Consider the following 20,604-nt stretch of genomic DNA (forward strand, 5'->3'; position numbering starts at 1 on the left):
CCGACGCACCCCGCCGGGAGCGGGCGCCGGGCGGATAACGTGCCTTGCACCAGAGGATGATCCCGGCCGGCGTTAATCCTGCTCATCTTCATCATCTTCGGCGCGGCGCGTCGCCGGTAAATAAATCTCCACCCGATCGCCTTCGCCGACCTGCGTATCCGGCGGGCACAGCCGGCCGTAGATGCCGATGCGGTGCGTATCCGGGTCAAGATAAGGAAACAGCTGCGGCAGCGGCGAGGCCAGAATGGCCTGGCGCACCGTGACCGGCGCATCGAGTTTCATTTCAATACAGCGGCCCTGCGCGCCGTTGACGTGAGCCACGGAAAATTTCATCAGTGACAACCTCCGCTGGGTTGACGGGCAAGTTTAAGCGATGCGCTTTCCCGGCTGGTCAGGCGCTTTACCAGACGGATGCCGCTGAGCAGCATGCCCATCACCACAAACCCGCCGGGCGGCAGCAGCATCAGCAAAAAGCCGCGGTAGCCGGGCAGCAAATGCAGTTCGAGAAAATGAAAATGGGGACCGAGCAGCAGGGTGGCGCCGCTGAACAGCGTGCCGCTGCCGAGGATCTCGCGTACCGCGCCGACGCTGGTCAGGCCCAGGGTAAACCCCAGTCCGGTGGCCAGGCCGTCCAGCGCCGCCGGTATAATTTTATGGTGGGCGGCAAATGCTTCCGCCCGCCCAAGCAGGGCGCAGTTGGCGACAATCAGCGGAATAAACAGCCCCATGACCTTATGCAAATCGTGCATCCAGGCATTCATGGTCAGATCGAGAATGGTCACCAGCGACGCGATAATGGAAATGTAGACCGGAATACGGATCTGGTTGGGCGTGACCTTGCGCAGCGCCGAGACGATAAAATTGGAGCAGGCCAATACCATGGCGGTCATCAGGCCCAGGCCCAGCCCGTTGGTGGCGGTGGTGGTGATGGCCATCAGCGGGCACAGCCCGAGGATTTGCACAAAGGTGACGTTATTGGTCCATATGCCGGAGGTCAAAATATCCCGCAGCTGCGGCTGGCTGTTTTCACTCATCATTCGTTCCCCCCGTTTTCCGGCGCGCCTTGGCCGCCCAAGAATTCCGCCTGTTTTTCACGATACAGCACCAGGTTTTCATGCACGCCCTTGACCACGGCGCGCGGCGTGATGGTGGCGCCGGTAAAGGCGTCAAACTGACCGCCGTCTTTTTTGACATGCCACTGCTGCTCGGTAAGATTAGTCAGCGACTTGCCGTCAAAGCTGCGGATCCACGGGCTATGGCCGAGCTCGATGGCGTCGCCCAGGCCCGGGGTTTCCTTATGGCTAATCACCCTGACGCCGGTGATGGCGCCCTTGGCGTCAATGCCGGTCAGCAGCTGGATCGGGCCGCCGTAGCCCTGGGTTTCGCTGGTCATGACGATGCCGCTGGGTTGCCCGTTGAGGCTGGCGCGGAAAAAACTCACCGTCCGGCCGTCGATAACCAGGCTTCGCTGCGCGTCCGCCAATGCGTTGTCATAATGACTGGCGGGGAACACCTGCGACAGCATGGCCTGGGTATCCTCCTTTTCGCGCTGCACGATCTGTTCGTGGGTCAGCCACCAGCAGCCGGCCACCAGCAGACAAACGATCAGGGTAAAGGATCCCAGTAAAAACCCCTGGGTAAACGGGCTTTCCCGCGCCGGCAGGTAGTGCGCCGCCGCGCGGCCAGGCAGATTGCTCATGATGATTTCTCCTTGCCGCCCACGTAGCCGTAGGCCTTCGGCTGGGTATAGTTGTCAATCAGGGGCGTGACCGCATTCACCAGCAGCACGGCGAAAGCCATACCCTCGGGGAAATTGCCGAAGGCGCGGATGCAATAGGTGATAAACCCCGCCAGCAGGCCGTAGATCAGCCGGCCGCGCACGCTGCCCGGACCGGTGACCGGATCGGTAAGGATATAAAACGCCCCGAGCAGCAGCCCGCCGCTGGTGAGCTGGGCCAGGGGCGGCACGATGCCCGCCGGCGCGATCAGCCAGTGGATAAGGCCGGGGACCAGGCATCCCAGCAGGGTCGCCACCGGGATATGCCAGCTGAATACCCGCTGCTGAATAAGCCACAGCCCGCCGAGCAGCAGCAGCAGCGACGAGGTTTCGCCCAGGCTGCCGCTGCGGTTGCCCAGCAGGTTGGACAGCAGCTCCAGATGGGCGCGGCCGCTTTCCTTGAAGCCGCCCAGCAGGGTGGCGCCGGTCATGCCGTCCACGCCCAGGTGGTAAAAGGCGCCGTTGTAAAAGGCGGCGGGACTGACCCAACGGGTCATCTCCACCGGGAAGGCGATCAGCAATACCACCCGCGCCAGCATGGCGGGGTTAAACAGGTTTTGCCCCAGGCCGCCGTAGATATGTTTGCCGAAGATAATCGCCACCGCGCTGCCGAAAGCGCCCAGCCACAGCGGCGCATGGGGCGGCAGGCTCAGCGCCAGGATAAGCGCCGTGAGAATGGCGGCGCCGTCGAAGGTATGACCCTGGGCCGCCGGATTGAGTTTCAGGCACAGGGCCTCACAGATAAGCGCGGTCAGCAGGCAGCAAAAAATCAGCAGGACCGACTGGGCGCCAAATTGCAAAAAGGCCAGGATCACGACCGGGAACAGGGAAATATTGACCCGGTACATCAGCCGGTCGACGCTGAGTCCCTGATGGGCATGTGGCGCGGTTAACATGGTGTTTCCTCCGAGGGCGGTGCGGCGCGCCTGGCGCGCCTGGCGGGTTTCGCCGCCTGGGCGGCCGCTTTATCGGCGGCTTCCCGCGCCAGGCGTTCCTGACGTTTGGCGCTGTTGTGCCGGGTGCGCTCCAGCTTGTCTTCCTGGCGCTTGATAAGACGCAACTGCTGCTGACCCCAGTCGAAAAACTGCGTCAACGGCAGCGCCGCCGGGCAGACATACGCGCAGGATCCGCACAACAGGCAGGCATCCAGTCCTTGCTGCCGGGCCTTGGCGAAACCGTCGTTTTTCAGTTCGGCAAACATGGCCTGCGGCGCCAGGCTCATCGGGCAGGCATCCAGGCAACGGCCGCAGCGCAGGCAGGCGCTGGGGCGGGTTTGCGGCAATTCGTCGCCGTTAAGCAGCAGCAGCCCGCTGGTGCCTTTGGTGATGGGCGTATCCAGCGATTCCACCGCCCGGCCCATCATCGGTCCGCCGAGCACCATGCGCGCCGGCTGGGATTTCAGGCCGCCGCACTGGCTGATGATATCCTTAATCGTCGTGCCGATGGGCACCAGCAGATTGGCCGGCTGTTCAATGGCGCGGCCGCTGACGGTAATGACCCGGTGGGTAACCGGTTTGCCGAAACGGATGGCGTGGAAGATGGCGATACAGGTGCCGACATTTTGCACCAGCACGCCCATTTCGGTGGAACGGCGGTTTTGCGGAATCTGGCGCCCGGTCACCGCTTCTATCATTTGTTTGGCCGAACCGATGGGATAGAGCGAGGGTAGGATCACCACCTCGATATGCTCTTCCTGCCGGCACAGCGCGTCCAGTCGGGCGATGGCCTCGGTTTTATTATCCTCGATGCCGATATAAACCTGCCTGGCGTGGGTTATGGCCTGCAGGTAGCGGATGCCGCCGATGATAAATTCCGCCTGCTCACGCATTAAACGATCGTCGGTGGTGAGATAAGGCTCGCATTCGCCGCCGTTGACGATAAGGGTTTCAATGGGATAACGCAGGCTCATGCGTATTTTATCGGCGGCCGGGAACATGGCGCCCCCCATGCCGACAATGCCGGCCTGTTCAATCAGCGACAGCATGGCCTGCGCTTCGTCCAGGCCGGCGGCGGCCAGCAGGCGGGGTGCCGCCGGCTGGTCGGCGGACACGTTGACGGTAACCGCGCCTTGTTCGCCTTCAACGATGCGGGTGACCACGCCGGCCAGTGCGGTGTGTACCGGCGCGGACATTCTTTCGCGCGCCTCGGCGATCCGCTGGCCTGCGGTGACGCTGTCACCCAAGGCGACCAGCGGCACCGCCGCCGGCCCGGTATGCTGGCGCAGCGGGATAATCAGCTGGCGCGGCATGACCAGCGGGCGAATGGCGATATCGCGGGTCAGGGATTTATGGCTATAGGGGCGGATGCCGCCGTGGGGTTTTAAGCGGGCGCTAAACATAGGATGCCTCCCGGACGTCAAAACGGGGTTTTGCGGCCGATGGGGTGAGCTGCGGGTCGGCCCGCAGCGCGATGGCCTGCCGCGGGCAGACGGCGAGACAGGCGGCGCAGCCGGTGCAATCATCGCCCAGGATGCCGTGCTGTTGCCGCGTCGCGCCGATAATAGCGTCGAAATTACACTTTTTCTGGCAGCGGCCGCAGCCGTCGCAGGCCTGGGCGTCGATCACCGCCACCTGCGGTACGCTTTCGGCGCCGTCGTCCGCCGGCCGATCCAACAGCAAGGCGATGCGTTTCGCCAGCGCCGCCCCGCCCGGCGTACAGGCGCCGACCGGCGCTTCGCTGCGCACCATGGCGCCGGCGGCCTGGGCGCAGCCGGGAAAACCGCACTGGCCGCACTGGCCGTTGGGCAGCAGGGCGATGACCGCTTCGATGCGCGGATCTTTTTCCACCTTAAAATAGATGGCGGCATATCCCAGCAGGTAACCGATCAGGGTGCCGATGGCGGGAACCGCCAGCACCGGTAAGATACTCTCCACGCTGTTCTCCTTATCCGGCCAGCCCGGCGAAGCCGGTAAACGCCAGCGCCAGTATGCCGGCGGTAATAAAGTTAATCGGCGCGCCGCGAAACACCAGCGGCGGCGACGCGTTGCCCTGGCGCTCGCGCAGGCCGGAGAAAATCACCATCACCAGCGAATATCCCAGCGACGAACTGAAGCCGAAGACCACGCTGTGCAGGAAACTCAGATTGTCGTCCAGCACCAGCAGCGCCACGCCCAGCACCGCGCAGTTGGTGGTGATAAGCGGCAGGAAGATGCCCAGCGTGCGGTACAGCGCCGGGCTTTGTTTGGCGATAAACAGCTCCAGCAGCTGTACCAGCGAGGCAATCACCATAATCAGCGACAGCAGGCGTAAATATTCCATGCCCAGCGGCACCAGGATCCAGTGATAGATAACCCACCCCAGGCCGGCGGACAGGGTGATGACAAAGGTGGTGGCCATCGACATGCCCAACGCCGAATCCACTTTATTGGTGACGCCCATAAAGGAGCACAGGCCGAGAAAGCGCGCGAGCACGATGTTGTTCACCAGGCCGTTGGCCAGCACTATCAGCAATATTTCTTTCATTCGGATCCCCGACGACGCGATACCTGTTCATAGGGGGTATTGCGAAAGCTGTGCCAATGTGGGCTGGGCAAAAAATGGGCAAATACGGTGCAGTAAAGGGATCATAACGGCGCGCGCCGCCGCCGGCCGGGGCGCGGCAGGGGGATGATGATGGGCGCCGGCGGCCTTTTTTGGCCGCAAAACCCCTGTTCAGATCAAGGTTTTCGCCGGTTTTTCAACATGCGGTATTAATCTTGCACAATTTATCGGGTTACTGCGGTTCACATCATCCTGTCGGAAGATCAGACAAATTGTCGTGAATCGCACAGCCTGTTTTTATCCCGACCCGCAGGAGAGGTTATGCGTATTCCTTTATTTGATGATGCATCGTTGATAGCTACCCCCGTTTGTGCCCCGGCGTTGTCAACATTGCGTCCCGGGCTGTTTTATACGGCGGTGGAACAGTCGTCGGTGGCGATTTCGATAACCGATCCCAACGCGCGCATCGTTTATACCAATCTGGCGTTCCGGCAATTGACCGGTTATGACGAACCTGAGCTGACCGGGGTGAACCACAATATATTGGCCAGCCGCCAGACGCCGAAAAAACATTACCAGGAAATGTGGAGCACCCTCATCCAGGGTTTGCCCTGGGTCGGGCAGTTGATTAACCAGCGCAAGAACGGCAGCCTGTACCTGGCCGAGGTCAGCATATCGCCCATTTTCAGCCCCGACGGCCAGATCGAGCATTTCCTCGGCATGCATAAGGACATCTCCGACAGCTACGCCCTGATGCAGCGCCTGCGCAACCAGATGTCCCTGATCGCCGCGGTATTGAACAACGTGCCGGCGCCGGTGGTGGTGCTGGACGAACATGACGCCATCGTGATGGACAACCTGGCCTATAAAACACTGTGCGCCGACTACGGCGGCCGGGAACTGCTGGCGGAAATGGGGTATCCGGAAAATAAAGCGCGGCTGGCGTCCGGCGAGCGCGTTACCGTGCATATCGGCGGCGTGCCGCGGGTATTCGGGCTGAGTATCTGGCCGCTGTCGGAAGTTAATGAAGAGGTCAGCCGTTATTTTTCCGATATCGCGCCGCCGCGTACCCTGGTGACCCTGATTGATGACAGCGAACGGCAGCGACAGCGCGCGCAGCAACGGCTGGACCAGCTTAAGCAGAAATTGGTCTCCGGCAAACTGCTGGCGGCAATCCGCGAATCACTGGACGCGGCGATGGTACAGTTAAGCGGTCCGCTGAATATGCTGGCCGCCGCGCGCCGCCTGAGCCCCGCCGGCCTGGTGCATCCCGGGCTGGACGCCGCCTGGCAGGAAGGGCAGCAGGCGCTGGCGCGGCTGCAGGCTTGCCGGCCGTCCCTGGAACAAGAAGAAAGCGATTTCTGGTCGATAGGCGATCTGCTGCAGGATTTGACCGATCTGTACCTGCCGCGCATCCGCTCACTGGGCGAACTGCAATGGCGGTGCGAACCGGAAGTGCTGCTGGGCTACGGACAGCGCCACCAGATTCTGGCGTCGTTAAGCCTGTGGCTAGACCGCTGCCTGATCCTCGCCGGTGAACGTCCGGCCTCGCCGCTGCTCCTGACCCTGCATGCCTACACGCAGGATAATGCGTTCTTTTTTGCGCTTCAGGACAATCTGTCCCTGCATCCGGTGCAAAACGCCGTGCCGGCGCAAACCTTTACCCTGCCGGGGCACGGTATGGAGCTGCGGCTGATACAAACCCTGATCGGCAACCATCAGGGCATGATCGATCTTCATATCCACGCGGAGGGCGGGACCTTATTGACCCTGCGCCTGCCGCTGCCCGCTATGCCATTCCGGCGTCCGGTGATGACAGGAGAATCAAAATGAGCCAATTCCCCACTCCCACGCAGGCTTCACGGCGTTTTGATCTTTCCCAGCAGTTTACCGCGCTGCATAAAATAAGCGTGGCGCTCAGCCGTTCACTTGACCTGGGACAGACCCTGGAGGCCATGATCCAGGCCTTGTATGAACACGCCTATATGCAGTACGGCATGGTGTGCCTGTTTGACAAATCCCGCAGCGCCCTGTTTATCGAAGCGCTGTATGGCGCCGATACCGAGGTGGTGAAAGGATGCAAGAATGTCCGTTATCGCATCGGCGAAGGCATTCTGGGCACGGTGATGAGCCAGCAGCGTTCGCTGGTGCTGCCGCGCGTGTCCGACGACCCGCGCTTTCTCGACCGGCTGAACCTGTATGATTACGGGCTGCCGTTTATTTGCGTGCCGATACCGGGACCGGACGGGGTGCCGCTGGGCGTGCTGGCGGCGCAGCCGATGGAACTGCATGAGGATCGGCTGCCGGCCAGCACCCGCTTTCTGGAAATGGTGGCCAATCTGATTTGCCAGACCGTGCGCCTGGTCGGCCATATGAGCGTCGAGACCGAGGCCTTGCGCCAGGAACGCGACACCCTGCGCCGCAAGGTCAAGCATCAGTACGGCTTTGACAACATGGTAGGCAACAGCCAGCCGATGCGCCAGATTTTCGACGTGATCCGCCAGGTGGCGAAATGGGATACCACCGTGCTGGTGCGCGGCGAAAGCGGCACCGGCAAAGAGCTGATTGCCAACGCCATTCATTACAACTCGCCGCGCACCCTTGAGCCGTTCGTGAAGTTTAACTGCGCGGCGTTGCCGGACAACCTGCTGGAAAGCGAACTGTTCGGCCATGAAAAGGGCGCCTTTACCGGCGCGGTGCGCCAGCGCAAAGGCCGGTTCGAGCTGGCCGACGGCGGCACGCTGTTCCTGGATGAAATCGGCGAGAGCAGCGCGTCGTTCCAGGCCAAGCTGCTGCGCATTTTGCAGGAAGGCGAAATGGAGCGCGTGGGAGGCGATACCACCATTAAGGTCAACGTGCGTATCATCGCCGCCACCAACCGCAACCTGGAGGAAGAGGTGCGCGCGGGGCGCTTTCGCGAGGATCTGTACTATCGGCTTAACGTAATGCCTATTAACCTGCCGCCCCTGCGCGAGCGCCAGGACGATATCGTCGGTCTGGCCCAGTTCCTGATCGCCAAGCTGGCGGCAAAGCAGGGACGGGACCTGCGCATCAGCGACGGCGCGCTGCGCCTGCTGATGGGGTATGGCTGGCCGGGCAATGTGCGTGAACTGGAAAACTGTCTGGAGCGGGCGTCGGTAATGTCGGAAGAAGGGCTTATCGATCGCGACGTGATCCTGTTCAACCACAGCGAGGCGTCCGCCATGGCGCCGGCGGCGATACCACGCGGCATGGCGCCCGCGCCGCATGCGGAGGCGCCGGGGGATAGCGATATGGACGATCGGCAAAAGCTTATCGCGGCGCTGGAAAAATCAGGCTGGGTGCAGGCCAAGGCGGCGCGGTTGCTGGGCATGACTCCGCGCCAGGTCGCCTATCGCATCCAGATCCTCAATATCAATATGCACCGTTTGTAAGCGGTACGGCGACGTGTCGGCGGGCACAAAGGGGATGCTCACGGGCCAGGGCGGGCCGTTTGCCCGCAGGCCAGTACGACGACGGCATCAGTGCCAGCGTTCGGCGGCCCATTGCGCGCGCTGTTGCGCGTCATGGAAGGTCCAGGCGATAAAGCGGCTGATTTTCTGGCCCTGGGCCATTTCCACGGTGCGCACGTCGGCGGCCCCGGCCTGCTTTAGGGCCTCATAGAGCGGCGGCAGCGTCGTGTGCTTGGAAATCAGCGAGGTAAACCACAGGCAATTTTTGCTTTTGCCCACGCTCTCCGCCACCATTTTGCCGACAAACGCCAGTTCACCGCCTTCGCACCAGAGTTCGCTGCTTTTGCCGCCAAAGTTCTGCACCGGCTTGGCGGCCACCTCGCCTTTGCCCAGCTTATGCAATTTACGCCGCGTGCTGGCGATCGCTTCTTCCTCCGAGGCATGAAACGGCGGGTTGCACAGGGTGACGTCAAAACGCTCGGCAATACTGATCATGCCGTCAAGGATGGCGTTACTGTCTTTTTGCTGGCGCAACCGCACGCTGTTTTTAAGCGTCGGGTTCATGCTGACGATCATTTTCGCCGCGTTCAGCGACAGGGGATCGTTTTCCGTACCGGTAAAGCGCCAGCCGTATTCGCGCTGGCCGATAATGGGATAAATGCAGTTGGCGCCGATGCCGATATCCAGCACGGCCACACCCTTGCCGGTGGGAATCTCCCCGCCGTTGCTTTCCGCCAGCAGATCCGCGAGATAATGCAGATAGTCGGCGCGCCCCGGGATCGGCGGACAGAGATAATTGGCGGGAATATCCCAATGCTCGATGCCGTAATAATGCTTAAGCAGCGCGCGATTAAGCATTTTTACCGCATTGGGATCGGCGAAATCCACTGAAATATCGTCCCAGGCGTTGGGTTTGACAAAGGGTTCCAGCGCCGGAAGGCTGGCTATCAACGCGGTGAAATCATAGCGTGAACGATGACGGTTGCGCGGATGCAGGTGATTTTTCTGCTGCGGGAAGGTCTTCTTTTTTTCCATCATAAATTCCACCACGTAGTGATCCATCCATAAGCCGTCATGTTCTGACGGGCTTTTCCGGCGCTTAAGATAACACATAGCGGGCTAAAAGGCCGCCAGGCGCCTTCGCCGGCCCGGGGCCAGCGTTGCCTCCGCCGGCGGCGCCCCGCGGGAAAATTGTGGTGGGACAGGCTTGGCATCGCGGCCGGAAAAAGGGATGATGGGCGGCCTCAGGCGAATAAAAGTGTGTGTATTCATATATTTATATGTAAACGAATGCACGCCGTAATTGTTAGGGATAGAAGATTAAATGTTGTTAAAGACTATAAAATGCCGTTTTTCCCGGGCTGACGCCACCGGCGACGGCGCGCACGGCCGGATCCTGCTGCGCCGGGGCGCCTACCTGCTGTTTGCCGCCTATTTTTTGCTGGGTACCTTCGGTCGTTTCCCCTGGAAGGCGGATGAGCCGTATTCGTTCAGCATTGTCTGGAATATGCTGACCTACGGGCATTGGCTGGTGCCGCATGTGGGCGGGGATCCCTTTCTGGAAAAACCGCCGCTGATGTTCTGGCTTGGGGCGCTGTGCGCCAGGCTGATTCCCTGGCTGCCGCCCCATGAGTCCTCCCGGCTGGCGGTGCCGGTATGCCTTGTCGCGACGTTCTGGGCCTGCTGCCGGGTGGCGCGGCGTTTATATGACGAGAGGCATGATACGCGGCGGGAAGAGGGCATTATCACACGGCAAGACTGGCGTCTGACGGCGGTTTGTCTGCTGGCGGGCACCGCCGGGCTTACCGAACACGGGCATAAATTTACCGCCGACCTGGGACAGATGGCGGGCGCGGCGCTGGCGCTGGCCGGCTTGGCGTTGGCGGGTGCGCGGCCAGGTATCTCCGGCCCGGCGGGGTATGCCGCATCGCCGGGAAAGGGCGGTCGTTATGGCCTGCTGTTCGGGCTGGGCGCCGGCGTGGCCTTTTTGAGCAAAGGGCTGCTGGTGCCGGGTATTGCCGGCGTGACGCTGATGCTGTGCCTGGTGCTGATACCCGGCTTCTATCAGCGCGCGGGGCAGCGGTTTTGGCTTGGCGCGGCGACGGCGGCGCTGCCTTTCGCGCTGCCATGGCCATGGGCATTGTATCGCGCGGACCCGGATTTATTCGCCGAGTGGTTCTGGGTTAATAATATCGGCCGTTTCACCGGGAACACCCTGCTTGGCGGGCATGATAATCCATTCCAGGACAGGATCAGGGCGGTGCTGATCGGCGGCGCCCCCGCCTCCGTCATCGTGCTGGCGGGCGTGTTTGCCGGCTTGATGCGGGCCGCACGCGGAGGGCTAGGCCGGCTGGCGACGGGACGCTTATGGCACAAGGCGGCCGGGCCGGAGATGCGCCCGGCCCGCGCCGTGAACGCCGTGCCGCCGGCGGGGCGGATTGGACTATCGGCCTGGCTGGCGCACCGGCCGGCTTATGGCGTGACGGCGCTCTTTTCCGCCGTAGGCGTGGCGGTGCTGTGCGCCTCGGGATCGGCGCGCGATATCTATTTTTTGCCGGTTTATCCCGCCCTGGCGTTGCTGGCCCTGCCGGCGGCAGCCGGGCTGGCGTGCCGGGACGGCAAGGGATGGGCCGTCGCGCGGCGGGCATTGGACGCTCTGTTCGGCATGGCGCTGATGGTGGTCGTCGCCACCTGGTCTGCGCTGGCCAACGGCATCGAACCGGCGTTGCTGCGCGTCATATGGCCCGGGGTGGATCACGTTTTCCCGTTGCCTTTTACGCTGCGCCCCGATCCGCTGGCGGCGATGGCCGCCTGTGGGCTGGTGTCGCTATGGTGGCTGATATTGCGCGCGCGCCGCGGTGTCGGCTTGCTCCTGGCGTGGACTTCCGGTCTGTCGACCCTGTGGGGGGTGGCCTTTGTTCTACTGATGCCCTGGTTTGACGCGGCGCGCAGTTATAAAGAAGTCTTCTCGCCCCTGGCCAATTGGGTGGGTGATGCCGGTTGCCTGGCCACCGATGGCATGGGCGAGTCGGAACTGGGTATGCTGCATTATGTCACCGGTATGGCGGGCCGGCGCCTTTATGCGGGTCATTCCGGTCAGGGTGACGGTGTCACAAAAAATCCGGCCGTCCGGCTCTGCACGCTCCTGCTGGTGCAGGACAGCCTGACCCGCCCGGAGAAAAAACCAGGACCCCGGTGGTTACCGTTATGGCGCGGCGGCCGGCCGGCCGACGACAATGGCTTTACCCTTTACCGCCTGGCCAGCCAGGACGAACGGACGACGGACCAACGCTAAGCCCGGCGTCTTTGGCGTGTTGTCGGGTTTAAGACAATGTCGGCACGCCATGTTGTCATACGCCGGGGACGGTAAATGCTGCAGAGGCGTAATGGCTTGTAAAAAAAGAATTTTATTCTGCTTTTGTCTGGGCATGGCGATTGCAGCACTCCTGTCATGTCGTTTTGCATAAGGCGGTTCACATGGCATCTTGTCAGTCCTCATCCAGCGGCTGCGGCTCTTCCGGCCCCGGCGCTTCCCTGACTCCGCTTCAGGCGGACAAGGCGGCGCAGCATCCGTGCTATTCGCGCTTTGCCCATCACCGCTACGCCCGCATGCACCTGGCGGTGGCGCCGGCTTGCAATCTGCAATGCCATTACTGCAATCGCAAATACGACTGCAGCAACGAATCCCGCCCCGGCGTGGTATCGGAGGTCCTGACTCCCGCCGAGGCCATCGCCAAGGCGCGCCATGTGGCGGCGGCGTTGCCGCAGCTGTCGGTGATTGGCATCGCCGGTCCCGGCGATCCGCTGGCGAATATTGCCCGCACCTTTAAAACCCTGGAAGGACTGCGGCTGGCGCTGCCGGATATGAAACTGTGCCTGTCCACCAATGGACTGGCGCTGCCGGACGTGGTCGACCGGCTGGTGGATATCGGTGTCGATCACGTTACCGTGACGGTGAATGCGCTGGATGCGGATATCGCGGCGCGGATCTATCCCTGGCTCTGGTTTGACGGCGAGCGCCTGGAGGGCCGGGAGGCGGCGGCCCTGCTGCTGGACCGCCAGCAGGAAGGCATCCGCCGTCTCACCGCGCGCGGCGTGCTGGTGAAAATCAATTCGGTGCTTATCCCCGGCATTAACGACCGGCATTTGCCGGCGGTCAGCGAAAAAGCGCGGGAGTGGGGCGCGTTTTTGCATAATGTCATGCCGCTGATTTCCCGTCCGGAGCATGGCACGGTATACGGCCTGCGCGGCCAGCCGGAACCTACCGCCGGGGAAGTCGAGGCGGTGCGCGGTTTATGCGGCGGATCCATGCCGCAAATGGCGCATTGCCAGCAGTGCCGCGCCGATGCCATCGGCATGCTCGGGGAGGATCGCAGCCAGAGCTTCCCGCTGTCGGCGATACCACAGAACGCCGGATCCTACCTGCCGGTGATGCGCCAGCGCGCGCAAATCCAGGCCGGCATCGCCTCGCAGGGCGAGTCTGAGTCCGCCGGCGCCTGCCTGGTGGCGGTGGCGACCGCCCATGGAACCGCCATCGACGAGCATTTCGGCCATGCGCGGCGCTTCCAGATTTACAGCGTATCCGCCGCCGGCGTGATCCCCATCGGCGAACGTTTTACCCCGCCGTTTTGCAGCGGTAAAACCGACTGCGACGACGAGGCGCTCCAGCCGGAGCTGCGCCTGGACGCCGTGGTGGATTTGCTGGCGGACATGGCGGCGGTGTTCTGCGCCCGTATCGGCATGGGACCCTGGGAGCGCCTGGAACAGGCCGGCATCGAGCCTTGTGTCGGCGGCGCCTGGCAGCCTGTCGCCGCCACGCTCGGCCAATGGTGGCGACAGCGGGGCCAAAAGACCGCCGCCGCCGTCAAGGGGGTCGCCTGATGGTCGCCTGTCCCGCGCAACCGCTTAGCGCGCCGCCGGACATTTGGCTGCACCGGCTGCTGGCCAACCATCTGGCGGGAAGCGCGCGTTTTCCCGCCGCCATGGGACTGTCCCCCGAACAATACCAGGCACTGGCGCGGCGCGTAGGGCTGGATCCCGGTTCCCGCGGCGCGGTATTGCAGCAACAGGATGCGCTGCTCGCCCTGCTCGCGCGCACCCGCCAGCAGGAATGCCAGGCGCTCGGCGACTGGCTGGCGCAATATATGTGCGCCGGCGCCGAACCGCTGAACCGGCTGCTTGCCGTCGCCGCGCTGGGATTTAACCATTTGTGGCAGGATTTGGGCCTGGCCTCGCGCGACGAACTGCGGGAACTGATGCAGGCCTGCTTTCCGGCGCTGGTGGCGATGAACGATCGCAATATGCGCTGGAAGAAGTTTTTTTATCGCCAGGTTTGCCTGGCGCAGACCGGCGAGTTAACCTGCCGATCGCCAAGCTGCGACGGCTGCTGCGAATATACCCTCTGTTTCGCCCCCGACGACTGAGCGGGCGACGGCCCGCCGTCCGCTCAGCCGTCCGCTCAGCAAAGGGCCGCGCCGTACAACGCCGTGCGCGCGCCTCGGTAACCGGCGCGACACAACGCTAGCGCGGTTGCTGGCCCCAGCTCAGCAGCGTGGCAACCAGCGAGCGCAGCGCCTGCTGCAGCTGGCCGGCGCGCTCCGGCAGGTAGTCGAACGGCTGTTCCTCGCGCATATAATTGCACTGCGCCAGTTCCAGTTGCACCGCATGCTGGCGGGCGTGGGGCTGACCGTAGGCGCGGGTAATATATCCCCCCTTGAAACGGCCGTTAATCACATGGGTAAACGGCTGTTGCCGGCAAAACGCGGCCAGCGCCTCGCCCAGCGACGGCGCGCAGCTCATGCCGTCGTTGGTGCCGAAATTCAAATCGGGCAGGGTGCCGTCGAACAGCCGCGGGATAACCGAGGCGATGGAATGGGCGTCCAGCAACAGCGCATATTCATGCTGCGCCTTGATGTCGCTCAGGCAATCCTGCAGTTTGCGATGGTACGGATGCCAGATTTCATCAAGGTAACGCCGGCGTTCCGCCTTATCGGGCGTGGCGCCCGGTTTAAACACCGGCGTGCCGTCAAACAGCGTTTCGGGATACAGGCCGGTGGTGGCGGTGGTGTACAGGGGCTTATCGTCGGCGGGCCGGTTAAGATCGATAACCATCCGCGAGTAGGTGCCGATGAGGATATGCGCGCCGAGGGCGCGGGCGAAATCGTACAGCCTGGGGATATGCCAATCGGTATCCGGCAGCGGCCGGGCGGCGTCGCTCAGTCCGTCCGCCACCGCGGGCGTCAGCCGCGTGCCGGCATGGGGGATGCTCAATAACAACGGAATGGTGCCAGCTTCAAAAGTATAGGGTTCGGTAATGCTCATCGCGGATGCCCTCCTGGAAAACCCTGTTGAAAAGAAGGATTACGCGCGGCGTACGCCGCGGTAAATAACGCTGCCGGCCAGTTGCCCGCCCAGCCAGTAAGCTAATTCCGCCGGATGCGCCACCGGCCAGTGAACAAAATCGGCCAGCTTGCCGGCTTCAAGGGTGCCCTGCGATTCCGCCAGTCCCAGCGCCCGCGCCGCGTTAATCGTCACGCCGGCCAACGCCTCCTCCGGCGTCATGCGAAACAGGGTGCAGCCCATGTTCAGCATCAGACGCAGGGAGCAGGCGGGCGAGGTGCCTGGATTGATATCGCTGGCCAGCGCCATCGGCGTGCCATGCCGGCGAAACAGCGCCACCGGCGGCAGCTGGGTTTCCCGCAGCATATAACAGGCGCCCGGCAGCAGGACCGCCACGGTGCCGGACTGCGCCATGGCGCGGGCGTCGTCGTCGGTGGCATATTCCAGATGATCCGCCGACAGCGCGCCGTAACGCGCGGCCAGGCTGCTGCCGCCCAGGGACGAAAGCTGTTCGGCATGGAGTTTGACCGGCAGGCCCGCCTGCCGGGCGGCAGTAAATACCCGTGCTATCTGCGCGGGTGAGAAGGCCAGGTGTTCACAAAAACCGTCTACCGCGTCGGCCAGTCCCAGCGCCGCCACCTCGGGGATCCAGTGTTCACAGATAAGCGTAATATACTCGTCGGCGCGCCCCTGGTATTCCGGCGGCAGCGCGTGGGCCGCCAGCAGCGTGGTCCTGACCTGGACCGGATAGGCCTGCGCGATGCGCCGGGCGACGCGCAGCATTTTTATTTCGCTCTCAAGCGTCAGTCCGTAGCCGGATTTTATCTCGATACAGGTGACGCCGTCGGCCATCAGCATCGCCAGCCGGGGAACGGCCGCGGCCATCAGTTCATCCTCGGACGCGCCGCGGGTGGCGTTGACCGTGGACAGAATGCCGCCGCCGGCGGCCGCTATGTCCGCATAGCTGACGCCGTTAAGCCGCTGTTCGAATTCATGGCTGCGATTGCCGCCGAATACCAGGTGGGTATGACAGTCGATAAAGCCGGGGGTGACGATGCCGCCGCCGAAATCATGCCGGGCCGCCACGTCCGCCGCCGGCAGCTCGTCCCTGGGTCCGACCCAGGCGATGCGTTCGCCCCTGACGGCAATCGCGCCGTCCCTGATGATGTCATAGCGGCCGTTGCGCAGGGTCGCCACGTCGGCCCCCGACCAGACGGCGTCAAAATGTTCCGTTACCGGCATGGATTGATCTCCCGCTAGGTTGATAAAAAAGTCTATTGAAACCCCACAGCCGTTCAGGCAACGCGCCGCCCTGGACCGCGGCGCACCCCGCGCTAGGCGATAAAGCTGCCAAACAGCTGATAACGCGTGCCGGGATACAGCAGGCGCGCGGAGGTCACCACCAGTTTGCCGAACCAGGTGCGCCGGTGAATCAGCAAACAGGGTTCGTTATCCGCCAGCTGGAGCAGCTCGCGTTCGCGGCTGCTGGCGTTTACCGCCTCGACCCGATGCTCGCCGGCGGTAAGCGGCGCGGCCTGCGTCAGGTAGAAATAGGGCGTAATCAGGTTGAAATCCTGCCGCAGATAATCGGGCGCGGTCAAGGGATTGACGCAGCGGTCTTCCAACTGTACGGCAATATCGTTTTCATAATGCACGATCAGCGAATGGAACAGCTGCTCACCCGGCTGGATGCCCAGCGATAACGCTTCCTCGCCGGTCGCCTGGCGCGCTTCCAGGGTTAGCAGGGTGCTGCTGTGGCGATGGCCGCGCGCGGCGATTTCATCGGCGATATTGCGCACTTCCAGCATGGCGGTCTGGGGCTTGAGCTCGGCGACAAAGGTACCGACGCCCTGCATCCGCAGCAGATAACCCTCGCCGGTCAGCTCGCGCAGCGCCCGGTTAATGGTCATCCTGCTGACCCCCAGCTCCGCCACCAGTTCGCTTTCCGACGGGATGCGCCGATGAGGCTCCCAAGCCCCGGAACGTATCTGCTGCACGATCGCCTGTTTAACCCGTTGATAAATGGGCGCCGGCGTATCGCTCATGATGGCGGACAGTTGCGCCGCTGACAGTAGTTCAGACACGTTTCCGACCTCTGATGACAGGGATAATAACAAAACAGTTTACTGTTCAATTCAGCGTATGTATATGTATAGACAAGTGGATAAGCATTTCGTCTGGATAGACACTCCTATCACTCTCACTTTAACCGGAAACCGCCATGCCCGTTTACTTTGCCCCCCGTGCGCTGCTGGCGCAGGGATGGACCCACAATGTCCGACTGCAGATCGACGCCCAGGGAACGATCGTCGCTATTGAATCAGATGCCGGCGCACAGGACGCCGAGTCTCTCGCCGGGCCGGTATTGCCCGCCATGGCCAATTTGCATTCCCACGCCTTTCAGCGCGCCATGGCCGGACTGACGGAAGTCTTCGGCGATCCGAAGGACAGCTTCTGGACCTGGCGCGATGTGATGTACCGCATGGTGCAACGGCTGTCGCCGGAGCAGGTGGGCATTATCGCCCGCCAGCTGTATATCGAGATGCTAAAGGGCGGCTACAGCCAGGTGGCGGAATTCCATTACCTGCATCACGATCCCCAGGGCCATGCGTACGCCGATCCGGCGGAAATGGCGCTGCGCGTCAGCCAGGCGGCGGCCGAGAGCGGTATCGGCCTGACGCTGCTGCCGGTGCTGTACTCCTACGGCGGTTTTGGCGAACAGGCGGCGGCCCCCGGGCAGCGGCGTTTTATCCAGGATACCGGCAGCTACCTGCGCCAGCAGCAGGCGCTGCAAGCCCATCTGGCCACGCAGCCGCACCAGCGCCTGGGCCTGTGTTTCCATTCCCTGCGCGCCGTCAGCGCGCGGCAAATCCACGAGGTCCTGCAGGCCTCGGCGGCGGAATTGCCGGTACATATCCACGTGGCCGAGCAGACAAAAGAGGTGGAGGATTGCCTGGCCTGGTCGGGAACCCGTCCGGTTCGCTGGCTGATGGATCAGGTTAAGGTGGATGAACGCTGGTGCCTGATCCATGCCACCCATCTCGATGAGGAAGAACTGGCCCGCCTGGCGCGCAGCGGCGCGGTAGCGGGGCTGTGTCCCACCACCGAGGCCAACCTGGGCGACGGTATCTTCCCGGCCGACGGCTATGTTCGGCAGGGCGGGCGCTGGGGCATCGGCTCCGACAGCCATGTTTCGCTCAACGTGGTGGAAGAGCTGCGCTGGCTGGAATACGGACAACGCCTGCGCGACCGGCGCCGCAACCGTCTGGCCGACGCGCTGCACCCCACGCTCGGCGATAATCTTTACGGCGCGGCGCTGCGGGGCGGGGCGCAGGCCTGCGGCGTACCGCTGGGCGCGCTGGCGGTCGGTATGCGCGCCGACTGGCTGGTGCTGGACGGCGAAGATCCCTATATCGCCTCGGCCGACGACGGCGACCTGCTCAATCGCTGGCTGTTTGCCGGCGGCCCCGGCCAAATCCGCGATGTGTTCGTCGCCGGCCGCCGGGTAATCAGCGACGGGCACCATGCCCTGGAACGGGAAAGCGCCCAGTCTTTCGCCCGCGTGCTGCGCGACCTGCGCCGGGAGGCGCTGTGAGCCGGCCGGTCAGGTTTTCGTTCACCGGCCTGCCGGTGTCCCCCTGGCGCAACGGCGGCGGCGAAACGCGCGAAATTATCAGCTGCCCGCCTGATGCGCCCGCTGCGTTGCCGGCGGGCGGCGACCCGGCGGCGTTTGCCTGGCGCGCCAGCATCGCCACCATCGACCGCGACGGGGCCTTTTCCTCCTTCCCCGGCGTGGATCGGATTATCGCCCTGCTGGAGGGCGACGGCGTGACGCTGCATGACGCCGCCGGCGGATCCCATGCCCTGACCCGGCCCGGCGTGCCGCATGCCTTTGCCGGCGAGGACGCCATCAGCGCGCGGCTGGCGGGCGGCCCGAGCCGGGATTTCAATATCATGACCCGCCGCCGGGACCGGCGGGCGCGGGTAGAGCGCCTGACCGGCGAGCAGCGCCTGCCCGCGGGCGGCGACGGCGTAATCTATGTACTGGCGGGCCGCTGGCACCTTGAGGGCGAGACGCCGCTGACGCAACGCGAGGGCATCTGGTGGCGACAACTCGGCGCGCCGCTGCGCCTGTGGCCCGCCGACGGCGATGGCGTGGCGCTATGGGCGGATATCTCCCGTCGCTAGCCGCGCCAGGCGGCTCTTATGGCCGATAGAAGCATCGCCTGCATGGTTTTGGTGCATGGCGCGCCATAATGATTCATCGGCCGCGCCACGGGGTGCGCGCTGCCAACGCGGCGCGTCCGTGATTGCGGGACTCGCCCGTTCAGGGCGACGCTTATCGTCAAATAACCGGCCACGGGCAAGATGGCACAAGCTTTGCTTAGTTCCTGCCTAGGTAAAGAGTCTTGTATAGACAAGCTTATACAGTTGTTAGCCAGGGCGGCAGGCGCCTTAGCCGGCCGCGAACACATTTTTGCCGGTTAATTTAGCCGGCGTTATTTCAGGAGTGGGATATGAGCATCGCCTGTGTCAGTACGTCATTGCAACGCCGCGTTCAACCGCTGAAGACCGCCCTTATTCTGGCGCTCGGCCTGGCCGGCGCCCTGCCGGCGATGGCGGCCGACACGCCGCTGGCCATCGGTATTTCCGGCTGGACCGGGTTTGCGCCGCTGACCCTGGCGGACAAGGCGGGGATATTTAAACGCCACGGCCTGGATGTCACCGTCAAAATGATCCCGCAAAAAGACCGCCACCTGGCTATTGCCTCCGGCGACGTGCAGTGCGCCGCCACCACGGTGGAAACCTATATTTCCTGGAACGCCAACGGCGTGCCCATCACCCAGATTGTCCAGCTGGATAAATCCTACGGCGCCGACGGCCTGGTGGTGCGCAACGGCATCGACAGCATCAAGGCGCTGAAGGGCAAAACCATCAGCGTCGACGCACCGGGCACCTCGCCGTATTTCGCCTTGGCCTGGATGTTGGATAAAAACGGCATGAGCCTTAAAGACGTCAAGACCACCACGCTCTCGCCCGAAGCCGCCGCCCATTCGTTTATCGCCGGCAGCAACGATGCCGCCATGACCTACGAGCCTTATCTTTCCTCGGTGCGGCAAAGCCCGGATAAAGGCAAGATCCTGGCCACCACCCTCGATTATCCGATGGTTATGGATACGCTGGGCTGTACGCCCGCCTTCCTCAAGCAAAATCCCCAGGCCGCCAAGGCGCTGGTCGCCAGCTATTTCGACGCGCTGGATATGATCAAGGCTCAGCCGGATAAAGCCAATGAAATCATGGGCGCGGCGGTTAAGGAATCGGGCAAGGAATTTGCCGAGTCGGCCAGCTACCTGCGCTGGCAGGACCGGGCGCAGAACCGCCAGTTCTTTAACGGCGAAATCGACAGCTTCAGCCGGGAGGCGGCGCAACTGCTGCTGCAAATGAAGGTGATCCGCAAGATCCCCGATATCAAGACACTGTATGACGCCAGCTACGTTAATCAATAAGGGGCGCGCAATGTCCGTTGACAAGGCCTCGCCGGCCGCCGGGCAACCGGCGCCGTTGCCGGCGGCGAAG

At 63.1% G+C, this 20,604-nt stretch carries 19 protein-coding genes; 8 read left to right on the plus strand and 11 right to left on the minus strand.

Translation table 11 applies throughout. The annotated features are described in order from the left end of the window. Nucleotides 1–72: 72 nt before the first annotated feature. From ACL2XQ_RS12705 to rsxA, 7 genes are read right to left on the minus strand one after another with little or no spacing between them, the layout of a single operon-like run. Entirely contained in the window at nucleotides 73–333 is a 261-nt protein-coding gene (locus ACL2XQ_RS12705) for an RnfH family protein (RefSeq protein WP_410014915.1), read from the minus strand. Further along, complete coding sequence (locus tag ACL2XQ_RS12710) at nucleotides 333–1,037, minus strand: electron transport complex subunit E (RefSeq protein WP_413740444.1); 705 nt, start codon at nucleotides 1,035–1,037, stop codon at nucleotides 333–335. Before ACL2XQ_RS12710 ends, ACL2XQ_RS12705 begins: the two co-directional genes overlap by 1 nt. Next, nucleotides 1,034–1,699 carry an electron transport complex subunit RsxG gene (gene rsxG / locus ACL2XQ_RS12715; protein ID WP_413740445.1) on the minus strand — a complete coding sequence of 222 codons (666 nt, stop codon included), beginning with the start codon at nucleotides 1,697–1,699 and terminating at the stop codon, nucleotides 1,034–1,036. The genes ACL2XQ_RS12710 and rsxG overlap by 4 nt, the downstream gene beginning before the upstream one ends. Next, a complete protein-coding gene (locus ACL2XQ_RS12720; RefSeq protein WP_410014918.1) occupies nucleotides 1,696–2,673 on the minus strand; it encodes an RnfABCDGE type electron transport complex subunit D in 978 nt (325 codons plus the stop codon). Before ACL2XQ_RS12720 ends, rsxG begins: the two co-directional genes overlap by 4 nt. Next, a complete protein-coding gene (rsxC, locus tag ACL2XQ_RS12725) occupies nucleotides 2,667–4,115 on the minus strand; it encodes an electron transport complex subunit RsxC (protein ID WP_410014919.1) in 1,449 nt (482 codons plus the stop codon). Before rsxC ends, ACL2XQ_RS12720 begins: the two co-directional genes overlap by 7 nt. Next, complete coding sequence (locus ACL2XQ_RS12730; protein WP_413740446.1) at nucleotides 4,108–4,650, minus strand: RnfABCDGE type electron transport complex subunit B; 543 nt, start codon at nucleotides 4,648–4,650, stop codon at nucleotides 4,108–4,110. The genes rsxC and ACL2XQ_RS12730 overlap by 8 nt, the downstream gene beginning before the upstream one ends. A gap of 10 nt (nucleotides 4,651–4,660) precedes the next feature. After that, the gene (gene rsxA / locus ACL2XQ_RS12735; RefSeq protein ID WP_162365699.1) at nucleotides 4,661–5,239 is read right to left on the minus strand and encodes an electron transport complex subunit RsxA; all 579 of its coding nucleotides are present in this window, start codon (nucleotides 5,237–5,239) and stop codon (nucleotides 4,661–4,663) included. 339 nt (nucleotides 5,240–5,578) lie between these two features. Here rsxA and ACL2XQ_RS12740 point away from each other — a divergent pair, with 339 nt between their 5' ends. Both ACL2XQ_RS12740 and nifA read left to right on the plus strand, forming a co-directional pair. Beyond that, on the plus strand, nucleotides 5,579–7,090 hold the full coding sequence (locus ACL2XQ_RS12740) for a PAS domain S-box protein (RefSeq protein WP_410014921.1): 1,512 nt from the start codon (nucleotides 5,579–5,581) through the stop codon (nucleotides 7,088–7,090). Continuing rightward, nucleotides 7,087–8,670, plus strand: coding sequence for a nif-specific transcriptional activator NifA (gene nifA / locus ACL2XQ_RS12745; RefSeq protein WP_410014922.1), 1,584 nt, complete (start codon nucleotides 7,087–7,089; stop codon nucleotides 8,668–8,670). Before ACL2XQ_RS12740 ends, nifA begins: the two co-directional genes overlap by 4 nt. A gap of 87 nt (nucleotides 8,671–8,757) precedes the next feature. Here nifA and rlmF read toward each other — a convergent pair whose 3' ends face one another. Beyond that, on the minus strand, nucleotides 8,758–9,723 hold the full coding sequence (gene rlmF, locus ACL2XQ_RS12750) for a 23S rRNA (adenine(1618)-N(6))-methyltransferase RlmF (protein WP_413740520.1): 966 nt from the start codon (nucleotides 9,721–9,723) through the stop codon (nucleotides 8,758–8,760). A 289-nt stretch (nucleotides 9,724–10,012) separates the two neighbouring features. On the opposite strand from rlmF, the gene ACL2XQ_RS12755 reads away from it, so the two are divergent. The 3 genes from ACL2XQ_RS12755 to ACL2XQ_RS12765 all read left to right on the plus strand — a co-directional run bounded on the left by ACL2XQ_RS12755 (nucleotide 10,013) and on the right by ACL2XQ_RS12765 (nucleotide 14,111). Then, a complete protein-coding gene (locus ACL2XQ_RS12755) occupies nucleotides 10,013–11,983 on the plus strand; it encodes an ArnT family glycosyltransferase (RefSeq protein ID WP_413740447.1) in 1,971 nt (656 codons plus the stop codon). Between the two features lie 182 nt (nucleotides 11,984–12,165). After that, complete coding sequence (gene nifB, locus ACL2XQ_RS12760) at nucleotides 12,166–13,569, plus strand: nitrogenase cofactor biosynthesis protein NifB (protein WP_413722936.1); 1,404 nt, start codon at nucleotides 12,166–12,168, stop codon at nucleotides 13,567–13,569. Then, nucleotides 13,569–14,111 carry a nitrogen fixation protein NifQ gene (locus ACL2XQ_RS12765; RefSeq protein WP_413740448.1) on the plus strand — a complete coding sequence of 181 codons (543 nt, stop codon included), beginning with the start codon at nucleotides 13,569–13,571 and terminating at the stop codon, nucleotides 14,109–14,111. The genes nifB and ACL2XQ_RS12765 overlap by 1 nt, the downstream gene beginning before the upstream one ends. A gap of 97 nt (nucleotides 14,112–14,208) precedes the next feature. On the opposite strand, the gene hutG is transcribed toward ACL2XQ_RS12765, so the two are convergent. The 3 genes from hutG to hutC form a co-directional block, all read right to left on the minus strand. Next, nucleotides 14,209–15,009 carry an N-formylglutamate deformylase gene (gene hutG, locus ACL2XQ_RS12770; RefSeq protein ID WP_410014926.1) on the minus strand — a complete coding sequence of 267 codons (801 nt, stop codon included), beginning with the start codon at nucleotides 15,007–15,009 and terminating at the stop codon, nucleotides 14,209–14,211. A 39-nt stretch (nucleotides 15,010–15,048) separates the two neighbouring features. Beyond that, the gene (hutI, locus tag ACL2XQ_RS12775) at nucleotides 15,049–16,269 is read right to left on the minus strand and encodes an imidazolonepropionase (protein WP_413740449.1); all 1,221 of its coding nucleotides are present in this window, start codon (nucleotides 16,267–16,269) and stop codon (nucleotides 15,049–15,051) included. A gap of 92 nt (nucleotides 16,270–16,361) precedes the next feature. Beyond that, the gene (gene hutC, locus ACL2XQ_RS12780; RefSeq protein WP_413723444.1) at nucleotides 16,362–17,072 is read right to left on the minus strand and encodes a histidine utilization repressor; all 711 of its coding nucleotides are present in this window, start codon (nucleotides 17,070–17,072) and stop codon (nucleotides 16,362–16,364) included. Between the two features lie 176 nt (nucleotides 17,073–17,248). Here hutC and ACL2XQ_RS12785 point away from each other — a divergent pair, with 176 nt between their 5' ends. The 3 genes from ACL2XQ_RS12785 to ACL2XQ_RS12795 all read left to right on the plus strand — a co-directional run bounded on the left by ACL2XQ_RS12785 (nucleotide 17,249) and on the right by ACL2XQ_RS12795 (nucleotide 20,534). After that, nucleotides 17,249–18,622, plus strand: a complete 1,374-nt coding sequence (locus ACL2XQ_RS12785) for a formimidoylglutamate deiminase (RefSeq protein ID WP_410014928.1) — start codon at nucleotides 17,249–17,251, stop codon at nucleotides 18,620–18,622. Further along, the gene (locus tag ACL2XQ_RS12790; RefSeq protein WP_413740450.1) at nucleotides 18,619–19,215 is read left to right on the plus strand and encodes a HutD family protein; all 597 of its coding nucleotides are present in this window, start codon (nucleotides 18,619–18,621) and stop codon (nucleotides 19,213–19,215) included. The genes ACL2XQ_RS12785 and ACL2XQ_RS12790 overlap by 4 nt, the downstream gene beginning before the upstream one ends. A gap of 428 nt (nucleotides 19,216–19,643) precedes the next feature. Further along, nucleotides 19,644–20,534 carry an ABC transporter substrate-binding protein gene (locus ACL2XQ_RS12795; protein WP_410016816.1) on the plus strand — a complete coding sequence of 297 codons (891 nt, stop codon included), beginning with the start codon at nucleotides 19,644–19,646 and terminating at the stop codon, nucleotides 20,532–20,534. Nucleotides 20,535–20,604 lie beyond the last annotated feature (70 nt).

The sequence above is a fragment of the Sodalis sp. RH14 genome (genome assembly GCF_047324285.1).
Lineage (GTDB): Bacteria > Pseudomonadota > Gammaproteobacteria > Enterobacterales > Enterobacteriaceae > Acerihabitans.

Coding starts and splice junctions, on each gene's coding strand:
- ACL2XQ_RS12705 (WP_410014915.1), bottom strand. CDS start 333: ATGAAATTTTCCGTGGCTCACGTCAACGGCGCGCAGGGCCGCTGTATT.
- ACL2XQ_RS12710 (WP_413740444.1), bottom strand. CDS start 1,037: ATGATGAGTGAAAACAGCCAGCCGCAGCTGCGGGATATTTTGACCTCC.
- rsxG (WP_413740445.1), bottom strand. CDS start 1,699: ATGAGCAATCTGCCTGGCCGCGCGGCGGCGCACTACCTGCCGGCGCGG.
- ACL2XQ_RS12720 (WP_410014918.1), bottom strand. CDS start 2,673: ATGTTAACCGCGCCACATGCCCATCAGGGACTCAGCGTCGACCGGCTG.
- rsxC (WP_410014919.1), bottom strand. CDS start 4,115: ATGTTTAGCGCCCGCTTAAAACCCCACGGCGGCATCCGCCCCTATAGC.
- rsxA (WP_162365699.1), bottom strand. CDS start 5,239: ATGAAAGAAATATTGCTGATAGTGCTGGCCAACGGCCTGGTGAACAAC.
- ACL2XQ_RS12740 (WP_410014921.1), top strand. CDS start 5,579: ATGCGTATTCCTTTATTTGATGATGCATCGTTGATAGCTACCCCCGTT.
- nifA (WP_410014922.1), top strand. CDS start 7,087: ATGAGCCAATTCCCCACTCCCACGCAGGCTTCACGGCGTTTTGATCTT.
- rlmF (WP_413740520.1), bottom strand. CDS start 9,723: ATGGAAAAAAAGAAGACCTTCCCGCAGCAGAAAAATCACCTGCATCCG.
- ACL2XQ_RS12755 (WP_413740447.1), top strand. CDS start 10,013: ATGTTGTTAAAGACTATAAAATGCCGTTTTTCCCGGGCTGACGCCACC.
- nifB (WP_413722936.1), top strand. CDS start 12,166: ATGGCATCTTGTCAGTCCTCATCCAGCGGCTGCGGCTCTTCCGGCCCC.
- ACL2XQ_RS12765 (WP_413740448.1), top strand. CDS start 13,569: ATGGTCGCCTGTCCCGCGCAACCGCTTAGCGCGCCGCCGGACATTTGG.
- hutG (WP_410014926.1), bottom strand. CDS start 15,009: ATGAGCATTACCGAACCCTATACTTTTGAAGCTGGCACCATTCCGTTG.
- hutI (WP_413740449.1), bottom strand. CDS start 16,269: ATGCCGGTAACGGAACATTTTGACGCCGTCTGGTCGGGGGCCGACGTG.
- hutC (WP_413723444.1), bottom strand. CDS start 17,072: ATGAGCGATACGCCGGCGCCCATTTATCAACGGGTTAAACAGGCGATC.
- ACL2XQ_RS12785 (WP_410014928.1), top strand. CDS start 17,249: ATGCCCGTTTACTTTGCCCCCCGTGCGCTGCTGGCGCAGGGATGGACC.
- ACL2XQ_RS12795 (WP_410016816.1), top strand. CDS start 19,644: ATGGCGGCCGACACGCCGCTGGCCATCGGTATTTCCGGCTGGACCGGG.